Origin of the sequence: Paraburkholderia aspalathi (assembly GCF_900116445.1) — a bacterium.
Classification (GTDB): Bacteria; Pseudomonadota; Gammaproteobacteria; order Burkholderiales; family Burkholderiaceae; genus Paraburkholderia; species Paraburkholderia aspalathi.
This window is the reverse complement of the sequence record NZ_FPBH01000002.1, coordinates 55,568-71,007: the sequence shown is the minus strand read 5'-3', so window position 1 is coordinate 71,007 and position 15,440 is coordinate 55,568. Positions and strand designations below refer to the sequence as shown.

The window sequence follows — 15,440 nt, the reverse complement described above, 5'->3', positions numbered from 1 at the left end:
CTTATGAAAATCGCCCCCTCGGTGTGCGGGCGTGATCGCGGCAATTTGGATAGACTGGGCGGCGTCGCCCGGCTCGATCGATCCACCGAACCGTGGCCACAAGCAACGGATAAGAAATGGAGACTCCCATGAAAACAGGATTCATCGGTCTCGGCGTGATGGGGCAGCCGATGGCGCTCAACCTCGCGCGCGCCGGCACCCCACTGGTCGTGTGGAACCGCACGCCGGACCGTTGCGCCGCGTTGCGCGACGCAGGTGCGCAGGTTGCGGACAGCGTCGGCGAGGTCTTCCGGCAGGCCCGCATCGTCATCCTGATGATGGCGACCGATACGGCGCTCGACGCGGTGCTCGGCCGCCACACCGCGGATTTCGCAACGAACGTCGCACAGCACATCATCGTGCACATGGGCACGACATCGGCCGACTATTCGCGTGGTCTCGAAGCCGACATCCGCGCGGCAGGCGGACAGTATGTCGAGGCGCCCGTCTCGGGCTCGCGCAAGCCGGCCGAAGCGGGTCAACTGGTGGCGATGCTGGCGGGCGAACTGGCGGCTGTCGAAGAAGTGCGTCCACTTCTCAAACCGATGTGCCACGAGACGGTGATCTGCGGCCCGGTGCCCGCGGGGATTCTGATGAAACTGTCGATCAACACGTTCCTGATTCCGATGGTGACCGCGCTTGCCGAGGCGGCGCATCTTGCGCGAAGCTACGGGCTCGACATGAAGCAATTCCAGGCCGTGCTCGACGCTGGCCCGATGGCGAGCAACGTTTCGCGCGTGAAGGTCGACAAGCTCGTGAACGAAGATTTCACGGTGCAGGCCTCGATTGTCGACGTGCTGAAGAACAACCGGCTTGCGGCTGAGGCGGCGCGCCATGCGAATCTTGCGTCGCCGCTGCTGGATGTCTGCTTTGATCTGTACACCGAGACCGTTGAGTTGGGTCATGGTCAAGCCGATATGGCGGCCGTTGTGCGTGCGATCGAAGCGCGCAGCGAGGCGAGGGGGAGTGCGAAGGGCGCGTCTGCTTGAATCCGCTTGAGCGTCCCGGCACGGCGCGTTGCCGTGCCAAGCGAAAGCGCACCCCAACGGGACCCAATCGGAGCCTGCCACGGGCGTCAAATCCGTCGAGCGACCTGGCCCTTCGGCGATGCCGTCCGCGACATTCAATAGCTGGCAACCTCGATCACAGCGTCCGCAAAGGCCTTGGGGGCTTCTTGCGGCAGATTGTGACCGATTCCACCGGTGATGGTGCGGTGCGCATATCTGCTGACGAATTTCTTCGCATATGCCGTGGGCTCCGGATGAGGCGCGCCGTTCGCGTCGCCTTCAAGGGTAATCGTCGGCACAGCGATGGTTGGTGCGGCCGCAAGACGCCTTTCCAGATCGGTATACTGCGGCTCCCCATCTGAGAGACTCAATCGCCAGCGGTAGTTGTCGATCACGATCGCAACATGGTCCGGGTTCTGGAAGGCATTTGCGGATCGCTCGAACGTGGCGTCGTCGAAGCGCCATTTCGGCGACGCAAGTTGCCAGATGAGCTTCGCGAAGCCTTGCCGATTGGCTTCATAGCCCTGCTTACCCCGCTCCGTGGCGAAGTAGAACTGGTACCACCACGCGAGCTCCGCCTTCGGCGGCAAGGGCGCCTTGTTGCCCGCCTGGCTGCCGATCAGATAGCCGCTCACCGAGACCAATGCCTTGCAGCGCTCCGGCCAGAGCGCTGCGACGACATTGGCCGTGCGCGCGCCCCAGTCGAATCCACCGATGATCGCCTGCTGAATTTTCAGCGCATCCATCAGCGCGATGACATCGACGGCGAGCACTGACTGCTGGCCATTGCGGACTGTTTCGCTGGCAAGAAACCGCGTCGTCCCATAACCGCGCAGGTACGGGACGATTACCCTATAGCCGGCCGCGGCAAGCCGATGCGCTACCTCGCCAAAGCTGTGGATGTCATAAGGCCAGCCGTGGAGCAGGATCACGACTGGCCCGTTGCCCGGGCCGACCTCCGCATAGCCGACGTTCAGGACACCAGCATCGATCTGCTTGATCCCGGCAAACGATGCCTTCGACGCCGCGGCGTTTGCGCGTGGATTCGCGTCTCCTTCTGCGGACTGCGAGTGCGCGAACCCGCTCAAGGACAACTCCAGCGCGCCGACGCCGACGGCAGCCGTCCTAAGAAAGCGTCGGCGATGGCTGCTCATCTCATTCGACACCAGAAGTCTCCTCTTCATGATCAGGGTTGTCGAACAGCGAATCAGCTTTTGAACTTGTCGTTGAACTGCGTTACGAACGCCGATTCATTCGGACCGACGTTGTTGCGCATCGGTCGCGCTGCCTCGACCAGTGCCTCGATTGCATCGGTGCTGAGTTCGCGCATGGTCTGTTCGATATACGGGGCGAGCGGCATGGCTCGCGGTTCGTTCTTACTGTTCAGCAAGTCCGTCTGAACCCAGGGTGGCGCGATTTCAATCACGCTTACAGACGTATCTTTGAGCACATAACGTAGCGATTGCGTGTAGGAGTGAATAGCCGCCTTGGTCGACGAATAGACAGCGGCCATTGCCATCGGCACGAAGGCCAGAACCGACGAAACATTGATGATCGTCGCATCGTCCCGCTGTTTCAGGTGTTCGACAAGCGCGCCCGTCATCCGTATTGGGCCCATGAGATTGGTGCTCAGCGTCGACGTGAGCAGCGTTTCGTCAACCGGTGCCCCGAGATCGTCGACGTGCATCACACCTGCATTGTTGATTAACACGTTCAGCGATGGCCATCCGGCAACGAGTTCCTCGGCAACCGAAATGATGTTCTTCGGGTCGGTGATGTCGAGTTCGATCGCCTGCATGCCGGGGTTGGCTGCGATCGTTTCGTCGAGATTCGCGCGACGCCGTCCGGAAATGATGACCTGATTGCCGAGTCGATGGAATGCTTCGGCGAGACCGCGGCCAATGCCAGAGCCGCCGCCGGTAATGAAAATGGTGTTGCCAGTCGTCTTCATCGATTGCTCTTGAAATAAATGGTTTTCATGCGTGAATGGATTCGCGTCATTCAACGCAAGGACTTGAAAGAGGCCCTGAGCTCTTCCGAGAAAAGTTGTGGCTGTTCCCAGGCCGCGAAATGGCCGCCCTTGTTCACTTCATTAAAGTAGATGAGCTTGTGGTAGCTGCGTTCGGTCCAGCTACGGGGCGCCTGATAGATCTCGCCGGGGAACACCGTCACTGCCGCAGGGATTGAGATATCGACGGCGTTGAAGTTGTTCGCATTGTTTTCCCAGTAGAGCTGCGCCGCGGACGTAGACGTGTTGGTCAGCCAGTACAGCGTGATGTCGTCGAGCATCTCGTCCTTGGTCAGCGAGCGTTCGGGATCGCCGCCGCTATAAGTCCAGTCCGCAAATTTGTCGTACATCCATGCGGCCTGGCCGACCGGAGAATCCGCGAGTGCATAACCCACTGTCTGTGGACGCGTGACCATCATCGCTGCGTAACCGCCGCCGCGCGTATAGAGGTTATCGAGCGACCTGTACGCGGCTTTCTCCTTGTCGGAGAGGCCGGCCGGCGGTGGGTCACCCGCTTTCAGCGATTTCGCGACGTCCGGCGGTACTGTCGCCGGCATGTTGACGTGAATGCCGAGCAGTCCGGGTGGTTTCTGGGCGGCCATTTTGTCGGCGATCACGGAGCCCCAGTCGCCGCCCTGCGCGACATAGTGCTGGTAGCCGAGGCGGCGCATCAGTTCCTCCCAGGCGCGGGCGATATGGTCAGGTGTCCACCCAGTGCCTTTGGGTTTGCCTGAGAACCCGTACCCGGGCATCGAAGGCAGGACCAGGTCGAACGAATCTTCCGCGCGTCCGCCATAGGCGACTGGATCGGTGAGCGGCCCGATGACTTTCAGTTCCTCGAATACCGAGCCGGGCCAGCCATGGGTCATGATCATCGGCAGCGCGTTCGGATTGCGTGAGCGCACCCAGATGAAGTGAATATCGACTCCATCGATTGTGGTGACGTATTGCGGCAGGGCATTGAGCTTCGCCTCGGCCTTGCGCCAGTCGTAGTCCGTGCGCCAGTAGTTCACGAGCTCTTTCAGCTTCGCGAGTTGCGCGCCTTGCGCTCGGTCGTCAACCGTCTCCTTGTCCGGCCAGCGAGTCGCCGCGATGCGTTTGCGCAGATCGGCGAGTTGGGCATCGGAAAAATGAGCGTGGAACGGGCGGATCGCCGTATCGCCAGTCGATGCCGGTACGGGCAATTCGACAGCAGCAAAGACAGGTGGTGCAAAAGCGGCCGCAGTAAGAAAGCTGAGGCTAAACGCGCGTGCCCTCAACGAGCCGAACGCCAGTCGACGCAAGGATGAAATGGAAAACATATTTACGTATGCCTAATTAAATGGAAGATATAAATCTGATCAAATCGAAGGCCAACGAGATCGTGTCGCAGCCGACACGGTATGCGAACAGCGCGTCCGCGTAACGCGATCCGTGCTCCTTACCGATATTTATACGGTCAATTGTTGATGGCTCAAAGGACGTATAAACTACGTTTTCAGGACGTGTCCTTTCAGGAGGCAGCCGTGCCGACAGTTGCGTTTGTGGTGTTCGACGGCTTCTATTCCATGGCGCTCGTTGCGGAATCCGTGTTCGAGTTCGCAAACGTGGCGGCTGGCGAACCGTTCTATCAGACGCTCAACGTTTCCGAAGCAGGCGGCCTGGTGCGCGCTTCGAGCGGTCTGACAGTCTTGACCGAGGCGATCGACGATCGCGTCTTCGACACGGTCATCTTCGCCGGAAGCAACCCCATCACCGTCGTGCCGCCGCCAGGTGTGCTCGCATACGTGCGTCGCAGCGCCGAGACCGCGCGGCGCACTGCCTCGATGTGCACGGGCGCATTCGTGCTCGCGGAGGCTGGCTTGCTCGATGGCCGCCGCGCAACCACGCACTGGCACTATGCGCACGATCTGCGCACCCGCTTTCCCTCTGTTACGGTGGACGAGGATCGGATTTTCATTGCGGACGGGCCGATCTGGACCTCGGCCGGCATGACGGCGGGCATCGATCTCGCACTCGCGTTGGTGGAGAAGGACCTTGGCGCCAAGGTCGCGCGGTCGGTCGCGCGAAAGCTTGTTGTCTATCATTGGCGTAGCGGCGGACAGTCGCAGCACTCAGCGCTGCTCGAACTCGAGCCCAAGTCCGATCGCATTCAATCCGCGCTGACGTATGCGAAAAAGAATCTCAACGAGCCCCTTTCGGTCGAGCAATTGGCGGATGTCGCGCGGTTGAGTCCGCGTCAATTTAGCCGCGCGTTTCGTGCGGAGACAGGGCAGACTCCTGCAAAGGCCGTCGAGAGGCTGCGCATTGAAACTGCACGCTTGATGCTCGAAGAGAGCCGGCACACGATCGATCAGGTCGCCAGCGCGACCGGGTTCTCGGATCCAAGGAGAATGCGGGAAGTGTTCCTGCGTGTGTTCGGGCAACCGCCGCAAGCATTTCGTCGCCACGCACGCACGGCGACGGGCGCACCGTGAGATCGTCTCGTCCCTACGTTCACGTGTCACCCTATACCGGGTTTCTCAATGTCCAAGACCAAACCAGAAGACTCGCTCGACGCACCGGCCACCGGGATCCGCAAAGGTCTCACCAACTATGGCGACAGCGGCTTCTCCCTGTTTTTGCGCAAAGCTTTCATCAAGGGGGCAGGCTATACCGATGAAGCACTGGATCGACCGGTAGTCGGCATCTGCAACACCGGCAGCGCTTACAACCCGTGCCACGGCAACGCACCGCAACTGATCGAGGCAGTCAAGCGCGGCGTGATGCTGGCCGGCGGCTTGCCGATGGATTTTCCGACCATTTCCATCCATGAGAGTTTTTCGCAGCCCACCAGCATGTACCTGCGCAACCTGATGTCGATGGATACCGAGGAGATGATCCGCGCCCAGCCGATGGACGCGGTTGTGCTGATCGGGGGCTGCGACAAGACTGTGCCGGCGCAGTTGATGGGCGCGGCATCGGCTAATATTCCCGCCATCCAGTTGATCACGGGCTCCATGCTGACTGGCTCGCACCGCGGCGAGCGCGTGGGTGCGTGCACCGATTGCCGTCGCTACTGGGGCAAATTCCGCGCGGACGAAATCGATAGCGCGGAAATTGCCGCGGTGAACAACCAACTGGTGGCCAGCGTCGGCACCTGTTCGGTGATGGGCACGGCCAGCACCATGGCTTGCGTGGCCGAAGCACTGGGGATGACCGTTCCGGGCGGCGCATCGCCGCCGGCCGTGACGGCCGATCGTATCCGCATCGCAGAAGAGACCGGCGCCCAGGCAGTGCGCATGGCGCGCAGCGGCCTCACGATCGACAAGATTCTGACCGCCGATGCATTCGAGAACGCCATCCGCGTGTTACTGGCGATCGGTGGCTCGACCAATGGCATCGTGCACCTGACCGCGATTGCGGGACGCATGGGACTGGATGTCGATCTGAAGGCGCTGGATCGCATGGGCCGCGAAACGCCGGTGTTGCTGGACCTGAAACCGTCCGGTCAGCACTACATGGAAGACTTCCACCACGCCGGCGGCATGGCGACCTTGCTGCGTGAACTCAGGCCGCTGCTCAAGCTCGACGCGATGACTGTCACCGGGCGTACCTTGGGCGAAGAGATCGAACTGGCCGGTCCCGGCTTTGAACAGGACGTGGTGCGGACAATCGCCGATCCGATCTATCCGCAAGGCGGCATTGCCGTCTTGCATGGCAACCTCGCACCTGGCGGCGCGATCATCAAGCAATCCGCTGCCGATGCCAGACTCATGCAGCACGAGGGGCGCGCCGTGGTGTTCGAGAACGGTCAGAACATGGCCGAGCGCATCGACTCGGACGACCTCGACGTCACAGCCGACGATATTCTGGTGCTGAAAAACATCGGACCGAAAGGCGCGCCGGGAATGCCAGAGGCCGGCTATATTCCGATTCCGAAAAAACTGGCGCGTACCGGCGTCAAGGACATGGTGCGCATTTCCGACGGGCGCATGAGCGGGACCGCCTTCGGCACCATCGTGTTGCACGTGACGCCTGAGGCGGCCGTTGGTGGGCCGCTGGCCTATGTTCAGAACGGCGATCGTATCCGGCTCAGCGTAGCAGCGCGTGAAATCACGCTGCTCGTATCGGACTCCGAGCTCGCGCGCCGCGAGGCCGCTGCACCCGTAGACGTGCCGACGGCCGAACGCGGGTATCGGAAACTGTTCCTCGATACGGTGCTGCAGGCCGATAAAGGCGTCGATTTCGATTTCTTGCGCGCCGCGAGGATTCACGACACAACGCCGAAGGGATAGCGGTTGCGTGCGGCACCGCGATCCAGATTTCATTTGGGAAGAGTCACCAGTACGAATACGCCATCCTTGCCTTTTCGATTTGTTTAACTATAGTGTTAAATATCAACCGAAAGGTTTATAAAAGGAGGCAATCATGAACGAACCGTTTCATCGTCCTTCGCTGGGCGCGTCGGTGTACTACAAGGACCCGTTTGCCGCGCTCGACTGGCTCGAGAATGCGTTCGGCTTCGAGCGTCAACTGGTGGTCACGGATAGCGACGGTCAGTTGGGCCACTCGGAGATGCGTTTCGGCGACAGCTACGTGATGATCTGCCGCGAATGGTCGGAAGACGCTGCGAGCCCGGCTTCGATCGGCGGCAAGAATACACAGTCGGTACACGTGCAACTGCGCGAAGGGATCGATGAACATTGCGCTCGTGCGCGTGCCGCAGGCGCTGTGATCACGCGCGAGCCGGCGGATCAGTTCTATGGCGACCGCGTCTATGCGGCGCGCGATCCGGAAGGGCATGTCTGGAGCTTCGGCCAGACGGTTCGTGAGGTGTCGCGCGAGGAAGCCGAGCGCGTGAGCGGCCTGAAAATCGAAGGGTGGGTATAAGCGATGGGACTGCCTGCCAGCGTCTCGCTCGACCGCACTCTGGCTGCACTGGCCGACCCGAATCGGCGTCAGGTGGTCGAACTGCTCAGCCAGCAACCGATGCGCGCGGGTGAACTCGCGCAAGCAACCGGTCTTTCGCCGCAGGCAATGAGCCGGCATTTGCGTGTGCTGCGCTCGAGCGAACTGATCGAGGAATCGCACGACGGCGTCGATGCGCGCGTGCGTCTCTACGTGCTGAGGTCGGCGCCAATGAACGAGTTGAAGGCATGGCTCGAACAGACCGAAGCCTTATGGTCCGAGCAATTGCTGTCGTTCAAGGCGCATCTGGAGCAGCAGGAATGAGTTCTCGCGTGCAGGTGTCGCTACCGGTCGCGGCAACGCCGAAGCGCGCGTTCGAAGTGTTTACGCGTGAGATCGGCAGATGGTGGCGTCCGAATGGCCTGTTTCAGTTCACGCCGCAAGGCGCGGGTGTGTTGTCGTTCGAGCAGGCTGCGGCGCCTCACACGCCCGGAGAGCACGGCCGTCTGATCGAAACGCAGCCGGACGGCAGCGTGTTCGAGATCGGCCGCGTGACGGCCTGGGAGCCGGGCGAGCGTTTGGCATTCGGCTGGCGTCAGGCCAGTTTCACCGACGCGCAGCACACTCAGGTCGAAGTGCGTTTCGAAGCGGTGGGCGACGAAACACGCGTGACGGTGGAGCATCGCGGCTGGGATACGGTGCCGCAGGAGCATGTCGCACGCCACCATTTCCCCGAGCGCGTGTTTCTGTTGCGGCATGGCGAATGGTGGCAGGTGTTGCTGGCTTCGCTACGGACTGAAGTGCAATCGGCTGCGCCGCCGGGCTGAATGGCTGCGCGTGCGTCGTACGTTCTCGTCAGCGCGTGGCGATCGCGGCGGCAACACCGGCCATGACCGTAGCGCTGGCGCGGTTGGTGAACTTCACCGCGCGGCGCGTGTTCAGCAATTTGCGCGCACGTGTGGCGAGCAGCGCCCAGCCGAAGTCGACGGCCATCAGTACGATCAGCATGGTGAGCGTGAGTTCGAACCAAGCGACGGTGCCGATGCGCGACAGATCGATGATGGTCGGCAGCAACGCGAGGTAGAACATCATGATCTTCGGATTGCCGAGCGTCACCAGCAGGCCGGCGATGAACATGCGCCACGGCGACTGGCCGCTCGGCAGGTCGCTGCCTTGCACGTCGGCCGGTGCGCGCCACATCTTCCAGGCAAGGAACAGCAGATAGGCGACGCCGACAAATTTCAGCACGATAAACACCATGCCGAAGCTGCGCGCGATCACGGCCAGGCCGGCCACCGCGCAGGTGAGCCACAATGCTTCGCCGAGCCACATCGCGGCGAGAAACGGCAAGACGTCGCGAAAGCCGTTGGTCAGCACGCGCGCGACCAGCGCGGCGATGCTAGGACCGGGCGTGCCGGCCGCGATGATCAGCGCCAGTGCGAAGACGAGCAAAGCAGATAGCGACATAGTGTCCCTCCACGAAATTCAGTGCGCGCGCAACCATCGGCTCAGTGTGCGCGCAACCTTCGGTTTAATGAGCGCGCAACCTTCGGTTGACGAAGCGCCACACGGCGCTCACCAGCAGCGATCCGACACCGAGCGAGACGCCCAGCAGCACGATCGAACTCATATGATCGCGTACCAGTGGCACGTTGCCGAACAGATAACCGGCCGCCACCAGCGACACGATCCACAGCGCCGCGCCGGCGGTGACGAACGACACGAAACGTGCAAACGTCATGCGCGAAACACCGGCGACGAACGGCGCGAACGTGCGCACGACGGCAATGAACGGCGACAGCAGAAAGGTCAGGCCGCCGCGTGCTTCGTAAAACGCGTGCGCTTTACGCAGTGCGTTCTTGTCAAGCCAACGGTAGTCGGCGGTATAGACTTTTTCGCCGATGGCGCGGCCGATCGCATAGTCGACGATGCTGCCGGCCACCGTTGCGGCGAACAGCACGGGGATCACGAGCCAGACGTTCAGCGCGCCTGTCGCGGCGAGACCGCCACAGATGAAGATCAGCGGATCGCCAGGCAAAAAGAATAGCGGCAGGAAACCGATTTCGACGAACACGACGAGGAACAGCATCGCGTAGACGGCCGTGCCGTATTGCACGATCAAACCGCTCAGGTGCTGGTCGAAGTGCAGGGCGACCTGCAGCACATGCATGAAATCCATCGTGGTTCGAAAGGGATTTGGGTGTTCGGGATTTTAGTCCCGTCGCGGCGTGGGCACTTGTTTATTTCTCGGTGCGGATGTCAATATCGGGGTGTGATTTCCAGAATCGTGTCCGAAAAAAGTTAAGAAACCCCTATGCAACACACTCCCAGCCTCACGTTCCGCTTTGCCGCGCCGCACGATGCGGACGCTATCCGTATGATCGAATTCGAGGCCGGCCAGCGCTTTGTCAGCGTCGGCATGACGGGTATCGCCGATGCCCCGCCGATGGAGCTGGAACTTGTTCGCCGCAAGATCGACGCGCAGCAGATCATCGTTGCCGTGAAAGCTGATGAGACGTGTGTGGGGTTTGTGATGTTCGAGCCGCAGCCCGCGCGCTTCTATGTTCAGGAACTTGATGTGCTGAGTTCGCATGCCGGGCAACGCATCGGCGCGGCGCTGATCGAGCAGGTCGCGCAACTCGCGCGTGCGCAACAGATCACGCAACTCATTTTGTCGACGTTTCGCGAGGTGCCGTGGAACGCACCGTACTATCGGCGGCTCGGCTTTCGCGATATCGAGGAGGCCGATCTGGATGCGGCACTGATCGCGCGGCGCGATGCGCACATCGCGCGCGGACTCGACGAATCGAAACGCGTATTCATGCGGCGTGACCTTGCGTAACGCCGCATGAACCGAACGTCTTATTCCACTGCTTCCAGCGTCGGATAATCCACGTAGCCAGTTTCGCCACGTGCATAGTACGTTGCCGGATTCGGCTTGTTCAGCGGCGCATTCGTTTCGAAGCGGCGCACCAGATCCGGATTCGCGATGAACAGTTGACCCCACGCCACCGCGTCCGCTTCACCCGCGTCGAGTACGTGCTGTGCGGTTTCCTTGGTGAACTTTTCGTTCGCGATGTACGGGCCGCCGAATGCCTTCTTCAGTTGCGGGCCGAGGCGGTCGTCGCCGAGTGCTTCGCGGGCGGCGATGAACGCGATCTTGCGCTTGCCGAGTTCGCGTGCCACGTAGCCGAATGTCGCTGCCGGATCCGAATCGCCCATGTTGTGCGAGTCGCGACGCGGTGCGAGGTGCACGCCGACACGGTTCGCACCCCAGACGTCGATACAGGCGTCAGTGATTTCGAGCAGCAGGCGGGCGCGGTTTTCGACCGGGCCGCCGTAGGCGTCGGTACGCTTGTTGGTGCTGTCCTGCAGGAACTGGTCGAGCAGATAGCCGTTCGCGCCGTGCACTTCCACACCGTCGAAACCTGCTGCTTTCGCGTTTTCGGCGCCCTTGCGGAACGCTTCGACCACACCCGCGATTTCGTCGAGTTCGAGTGCGCGCGGCGTCACGTATGGACGCTCCGGACGCACCAGGCTCACGTGGCCTTGAGCCGGGATGGCGCTAGGCGCAACCGGCAGTTCGCCATTGAGGAACAGCGGGTCCGAAATACGGCCGACGTGCCACAACTGCAGGAAAATCTTGCCGCCGGCTGCATGCACGGCGTTCGTGACGATCTTCCAGCCTTCCACCTGCTCCTGCGACCAGATACCCGGGGTGTCGGCGTAACCGACGCCTTGCGGCGTAACGGACGTGGCTTCGCTGATGATCAGGCCTGCCGTGGCGCGTTCGGCGTAGTACTTCGCCATCAGCGCGTTCGGTACGCGGATTTCTTCAGCGCGTTGGCGCGTGAGCGGCGCCATGATGATGCGGTTCGACAACGTGATGTCGCCAATCTGGAGCGGGTCAAAAAGAGTCGGCATATGAGTTCACCTTAGGTGGCGGGCGCGTGGCCCCGGCCTTAAAAAAACTGCATGATGAAATAAGCGAAAAAACGCGGCGATGCGGATGAAGCGCTCAGAGCTGGCTGTTCATGTGCTCGAGAAAGGCTTGAATGACTGCCTCATTGCGTTTGAAAAACACCCATTGACCGACCCGCTTCGACGTAACGAGACCGGCGCGCTGCAACGCGGCGAGGTGCGCCGACACGGTGGACTGCGACAGGCCGCAGTGCGCGTCGATCTTGCCGGCGCACACGCCGTGGTCGAGCGGGAGCTCCTGGTCGGAGAAATGCGCATACGGCTCGCGCAGCCAGCCGAGAATCTCCCGCCGTACAGGGTTGGCAAGCGCTTTGTGAATCGCGTCGATATCGAGCGTCATGTGGGTCGGTTTCAGGGCATCAACTTCAGATCGTCAACAACAGGCAGGCATGGCGCACGTTAGCGGCCATGCATCTGCATCGCTACAAGACGAATCATATATCGGAATTTGACGATATGCTTGAAGCCACTACTCGCTATGGGGTCGATAGATGTCGGCGCACAAATAAGCCTGCACTTCCTACGGCGCGGGACGGCGCACATGACGGCAAATATGTAAGGCATCTGTCACGTTATAGTTACGATCTATCAATAGCATTGCGAAAATCGCATTCTGTTGATGGCCGCTCTCACATATATTTTTATGTGCAGTAGGCCTGCCGACGCGGACCCATCCTGGTCCAATACACGCCACGACGTCCATCATCGGACGAAGACTATGCGCGTCGGGTGACAGTGCCAGTACATCAAAAAGAGTCCATCATGTGATTCCCCGACCGCCCGACGGCACTGGTTCGGCGATGCACCGTAGAAGCCAGACGCCGTGGAAGAACTGGTAGTGGGTATATTCCCCAAGGAGATAGTGCATGTCTAACGATGCAAAGTGCCCGTTCAATCATGCTGCCGGAGGTGGCACGACCAACCGTGACTGGTGGCCAAAGCAGCTGCGGGTGGATCTGCTTAGCCAACACTCCAGCAAGTCGGACCCGCTGGACAGCGGCTTCAACTATGCCGAGGCGTTCAAGAGCCTCGATCTCGCCGCGGTGAAGAAGGATCTTGCGGCACTGATGACCGACTCGCAGGAATGGTGGCCGGCAGACTTCGGCCACTATGGTCCATTCTTCATCCGCATGGCCTGGCACAGTGCCGGCACGTACCGCATCGGCGACGGCCGCGGTGGCGCCGGGCGTGGCCAGCAGCGTTTCGCGCCGCTCAATAGCTGGCCGGACAACGTCAGCCTCGATAAAGCTCGCCGCCTGTTGTGGCCGATCAAGCAGAAGTACGGTCAGAAAATTTCCTGGGCCGATCTGCTGATCCTGACCGGCAACGTCGCGCTCGAAACCATGGGCTTCAAGACCTTCGGCTTCGGTGGCGGTCGCGCGGACACCTGGGAACCGGACCTGGACGTCTACTGGGGCAACGAAAAGACCTGGCTGGGCGGCGATGTCCGTTACGGCAAGGGCGCTGCCGGCAATGAGGGCGAAGGCGTGATCGTGGCCGATCCAGCACTGCACGGCAGCGAAGTCAGCCGCGACGACAACGGGCGCAACCTGGAAAACCCGCTGGGCGCCGTGCAGATGGGCCTGATATATGTCAACCCGGAAGGTCCCGACGGCAATCCTGACCCGCTCGCCGCGGCACATGACATCCGTGAGACCTTCGCTCGCATGGCCATGAACGACGAGGAAACGGTCGCGCTGATCGCCGGTGGCCACAGCTTTGGCAAGACGCACGGCGCCGGTCCTGCCGACAATGTGGGTCCGGTACCCGAGGCCGCAGACCTCGAGAACCAGGGGCTGGGCTGGAAGAGCAGCTTCGGCACCGGCAAGGGCGCCGACGCGATCTCCAGCGGACTGGAAGTCACCTGGACCACCACGCCGACGAAGTGGGGCAACGGCTTCTTCGAGAACCTGTTCAAGTACGAATGGGAACTGACCAAGAGCCCCGCCGGCGCCAACCAGTGGGTCGCCAAGGATGCCGGCGAAACGATTCCGCACGCTTTCGATGCCTCGAAGAAGCAGCGGCCGACGATGCTCACCACCGACCTCTCGCTGCGCTTCGATCCCGCCTACGAGAAGATTTCGCGGCGCTTCCTGGCGAATCCAGACCAGCTCGCCGATGCCTTCGCCCGTGCATGGTTCAAGCTCACTCACCGCGACATGGGACCGCGCGTCCGCTATCTTGGACCGGAAGTGCCTGCTGAAGAACTGATCTGGCAGGATCCGATTCCGGCAGTCGACCACGCTCTGGTGAACGATCAGGACGTCGCCTCGCTCAAGCAGAAGATTCTGGCGTCAGGGCTGTCCGTTTCGCAACTGGTGTCGACGGCCTGGGCGTCAGCATCCACGTTCCGCGGCTCGGACAAGCGCGGCGGCGCCAACGGTGCGCGCATTCGCCTCGCTCCGCAGAAAGACTGGGCGGTCAACCAGCCCGAGCAGCTGGCGAAGGTACTGAAGGTCCTCGAAGGGATCCAGAGCGAGTTCAACGGCGCACAGTCCGGCAAGAAGGTGTCGCTGGCCGACCTGATCGTGCTGGCCGGTAGCGCCGGCATCGAGCAGGCCGCGAAAAACGGCGGCCATCAGGTGACCGTGCCGTTTGCGCCGGGACGCGCGGACGCGTCGCAGGATCAGACCGACGTGGAGTCCGTTGGCGCGCTTGAACCCGTTGCCGATGGTTTCCGCAACTATCTGAAGGGCAAGTACAGTGTCCCGGCTGAGGCGTTGCTGATCGACAAGGCGCAATTGTTGACGCTAACTGCACCCGAGATGACGGCACTCATCGGCGGCTTGCGCGCCCTGAAGGTCCAGAGCGGGCAGGATTCGCATGGTGTCTTCACCAAGCGGCCGGAAACGCTGACCAACGACTTTTTCGTCAACCTGCTCGACATGGGTACGGAATGGAAACCGGTCTCCCGGGACGTGTTCGAAGGGCGCGACCGCAAGACCGGTGAGGTGAAGTGGACCGGTAGCCGTGTCGATCTGGTGTTTGGTTCGCACGCTCAGTTGCGGGCGCTGTCCGAAGTCTATGCAAGCGAGGACGGGCAGGCGAAATTCGTTCGCGACTTTGTCGCTGCGTGGGTCAAGGTGATGAACCTCGACCGCTTCGACCTCGCCTGAGCAGATGTGCGGGTTCCGTCAGGGTTACTGCAACCCTGACGGAACCTTGCCTCAGCTTGCGAAGGTAATGCTGCATGTCGCGGTGCGACTCCGGTTATATCGGAGTCGCACCGTTTTTTTTCGCCCATGCCATACCGTGCAGCCTGAATGACTCGAACATTCGCGTCATTGCGTCAGCCTGCATGATCGTATTTCCCCTCCCTTAGCCTTCGTAGCGGCCTACGTTGGTCCGCGACCCGACCGTGGATTGCTTGCGGGTGTCAGTCGGTCGATTCAGGGTTTACGCGGTGCACATATATTTGAAAAATCAAGTACACTCGGTCCCAACATATTTGAAAAATCAAATAAATTAACCTCTGGGACAAACCCGTGTGATGCACCTCATCTCGCCTTTGCAGATGAGGTTGCGATGCCTTGAAT

Annotated in this window: 15 protein-coding genes; 8 read left to right on the top strand and 7 right to left on the bottom strand. The window is 61.2% G+C overall.

What is annotated here, in order from left to right:
• The first annotated feature begins 116 nt into the window (after nucleotides 1–116).
• Entirely contained in the window at nucleotides 117–1,028 is a 912-nt protein-coding gene (locus BM438_RS03010; protein ID WP_208620602.1) for an NAD(P)-dependent oxidoreductase, read from the top strand.
• Nucleotides 1,029–1,162: 134 nt separating this feature from the next.
• Here the strand turns inward: BM438_RS03010 and BM438_RS03005 are convergent, their stop codons facing one another.
• Genes BM438_RS03005 through BM438_RS02995 form a run of 3 tightly spaced genes read right to left on the bottom strand, consistent with a single transcriptional unit; the run spans nucleotide 1,163 to nucleotide 4,355 of the window.
• Entirely contained in the window at nucleotides 1,163–2,230 is a 1,068-nt protein-coding gene (locus BM438_RS03005; RefSeq protein WP_425270721.1) for an alpha/beta fold hydrolase, read from the bottom strand.
• Between the two features lie 23 nt (nucleotides 2,231–2,253).
• Nucleotides 2,254–2,997 carry an SDR family oxidoreductase gene (locus BM438_RS03000; protein WP_093633232.1) on the bottom strand — a complete coding sequence of 248 codons (744 nt, stop codon included), beginning with the start codon at nucleotides 2,995–2,997 and terminating at the stop codon, nucleotides 2,254–2,256.
• Nucleotides 2,998–3,047: 50 nt separating this feature from the next.
• Nucleotides 3,048–4,355 (bottom strand): epoxide hydrolase family protein, encoded by a 1,308-nt coding sequence (locus tag BM438_RS02995; protein WP_093632843.1) that lies wholly within the window; start codon nucleotides 4,353–4,355, stop codon nucleotides 3,048–3,050.
• A 204-nt stretch (nucleotides 4,356–4,559) separates the two neighbouring features.
• Here BM438_RS02995 and BM438_RS02990 point away from each other — a divergent pair, with 204 nt between their 5' ends.
• The 5 genes from BM438_RS02990 (at nucleotide 4,560) to BM438_RS02970 (ending at nucleotide 8,750) form a co-directional block, all read left to right on the top strand.
• The gene (locus BM438_RS02990) at nucleotides 4,560–5,510 is read left to right on the top strand and encodes a GlxA family transcriptional regulator (RefSeq protein WP_093632842.1); all 951 of its coding nucleotides are present in this window, start codon (nucleotides 4,560–4,562) and stop codon (nucleotides 5,508–5,510) included.
• Between the two features lie 48 nt (nucleotides 5,511–5,558).
• The gene (locus tag BM438_RS02985) at nucleotides 5,559–7,310 is read left to right on the top strand and encodes an IlvD/Edd family dehydratase (RefSeq protein ID WP_093632841.1); all 1,752 of its coding nucleotides are present in this window, start codon (nucleotides 5,559–5,561) and stop codon (nucleotides 7,308–7,310) included.
• 133 nt (nucleotides 7,311–7,443) lie between these two features.
• The gene (locus tag BM438_RS02980) at nucleotides 7,444–7,905 is read left to right on the top strand and encodes a VOC family protein (protein ID WP_093632840.1); all 462 of its coding nucleotides are present in this window, start codon (nucleotides 7,444–7,446) and stop codon (nucleotides 7,903–7,905) included.
• 3 nt (nucleotides 7,906–7,908) lie between these two features.
• Nucleotides 7,909–8,247: an ArsR/SmtB family transcription factor gene (locus BM438_RS02975; RefSeq protein WP_093632839.1), complete on the top strand. Its 339-nt coding sequence runs from the start codon at nucleotides 7,909–7,911 to the stop codon at nucleotides 8,245–8,247.
• Nucleotides 8,244–8,750, top strand: a complete 507-nt coding sequence (locus tag BM438_RS02970; protein ID WP_093632838.1) for an SRPBCC domain-containing protein — start codon at nucleotides 8,244–8,246, stop codon at nucleotides 8,748–8,750. Before BM438_RS02975 ends, BM438_RS02970 begins: the two co-directional genes overlap by 4 nt.
• A 28-nt stretch (nucleotides 8,751–8,778) precedes the next feature.
• Here BM438_RS02970 and BM438_RS02965 read toward each other — a convergent pair whose 3' ends face one another.
• Nucleotides 8,779–9,390: a LysE family translocator gene (locus tag BM438_RS02965; protein WP_093632837.1), complete on the bottom strand. Its 612-nt coding sequence runs from the start codon at nucleotides 9,388–9,390 to the stop codon at nucleotides 8,779–8,781.
• A gap of 64 nt (nucleotides 9,391–9,454) precedes the next feature.
• Nucleotides 9,455–10,102, bottom strand: a complete 648-nt coding sequence (locus BM438_RS02960) for a VTT domain-containing protein (RefSeq protein WP_093632836.1) — start codon at nucleotides 10,100–10,102, stop codon at nucleotides 9,455–9,457.
• A gap of 135 nt (nucleotides 10,103–10,237) precedes the next feature.
• On the opposite strand from BM438_RS02960, the gene BM438_RS02955 reads away from it, so the two are divergent.
• Nucleotides 10,238–10,765 (top strand): GNAT family N-acetyltransferase, encoded by a 528-nt coding sequence (locus tag BM438_RS02955; RefSeq protein WP_093632835.1) that lies wholly within the window; start codon nucleotides 10,238–10,240, stop codon nucleotides 10,763–10,765.
• A gap of 20 nt (nucleotides 10,766–10,785) precedes the next feature.
• On the opposite strand, the gene BM438_RS02950 is transcribed toward BM438_RS02955, so the two are convergent.
• Nucleotides 10,786–11,847 (bottom strand): alkene reductase, encoded by a 1,062-nt coding sequence (locus BM438_RS02950; RefSeq protein WP_093632834.1) that lies wholly within the window; start codon nucleotides 11,845–11,847, stop codon nucleotides 10,786–10,788.
• Nucleotides 11,848–11,941: 94 nt separating this feature from the next.
• Nucleotides 11,942–12,244 carry an ArsR/SmtB family transcription factor gene (locus BM438_RS02945; RefSeq protein ID WP_093632833.1) on the bottom strand — a complete coding sequence of 101 codons (303 nt, stop codon included), beginning with the start codon at nucleotides 12,242–12,244 and terminating at the stop codon, nucleotides 11,942–11,944.
• 526 nt (nucleotides 12,245–12,770) lie between these two features.
• Between BM438_RS02945 and katG the strand changes: the two genes are divergently transcribed.
• Nucleotides 12,771–15,020 (top strand): catalase/peroxidase HPI, encoded by a 2,250-nt coding sequence (katG, locus tag BM438_RS02940; protein ID WP_093632832.1) that lies wholly within the window; start codon nucleotides 12,771–12,773, stop codon nucleotides 15,018–15,020.
• The last annotated feature ends 420 nt before the right edge of the window (nucleotides 15,021–15,440 follow it).

Bases quoted from the DNA above. Each gene is read 5' to 3' on its own strand.
- BM438_RS03010 (WP_208620602.1), top strand. From the start codon at position 117: ATGGAGACTCCCATGAAAACAGGATTCATCGGTCTCGGCGTGATGGGG.
- BM438_RS03005 (WP_425270721.1), bottom strand. From the start codon at position 2,230: ATGAAGAGGAGACTTCTGGTGTCGAATGAGATGAGCAGCCATCGCCGA.
- BM438_RS03000 (WP_093633232.1), bottom strand. From the start codon at position 2,997: ATGAAGACGACTGGCAACACCATTTTCATTACCGGCGGCGGCTCTGGC.
- BM438_RS02995 (WP_093632843.1), bottom strand. From the start codon at position 4,355: ATGTTTTCCATTTCATCCTTGCGTCGACTGGCGTTCGGCTCGTTGAGG.
- BM438_RS02985 (WP_093632841.1), top strand. From the start codon at position 5,559: ATGTCCAAGACCAAACCAGAAGACTCGCTCGACGCACCGGCCACCGGG.
- BM438_RS02980 (WP_093632840.1), top strand. From the start codon at position 7,444: ATGAACGAACCGTTTCATCGTCCTTCGCTGGGCGCGTCGGTGTACTAC.
- BM438_RS02975 (WP_093632839.1), top strand. From the start codon at position 7,909: ATGGGACTGCCTGCCAGCGTCTCGCTCGACCGCACTCTGGCTGCACTG.
- BM438_RS02970 (WP_093632838.1), top strand. From the start codon at position 8,244: ATGAGTTCTCGCGTGCAGGTGTCGCTACCGGTCGCGGCAACGCCGAAG.
- BM438_RS02965 (WP_093632837.1), bottom strand. From the start codon at position 9,390: ATGTCGCTATCTGCTTTGCTCGTCTTCGCACTGGCGCTGATCATCGCG.
- BM438_RS02960 (WP_093632836.1), bottom strand. From the start codon at position 10,102: ATGGATTTCATGCATGTGCTGCAGGTCGCCCTGCACTTCGACCAGCAC.
- BM438_RS02955 (WP_093632835.1), top strand. From the start codon at position 10,238: ATGCAACACACTCCCAGCCTCACGTTCCGCTTTGCCGCGCCGCACGAT.
- BM438_RS02950 (WP_093632834.1), bottom strand. From the start codon at position 11,847: ATGCCGACTCTTTTTGACCCGCTCCAGATTGGCGACATCACGTTGTCG.
- BM438_RS02945 (WP_093632833.1), bottom strand. From the start codon at position 12,244: ATGACGCTCGATATCGACGCGATTCACAAAGCGCTTGCCAACCCTGTA.
- katG (WP_093632832.1), top strand. From the start codon at position 12,771: ATGTCTAACGATGCAAAGTGCCCGTTCAATCATGCTGCCGGAGGTGGC.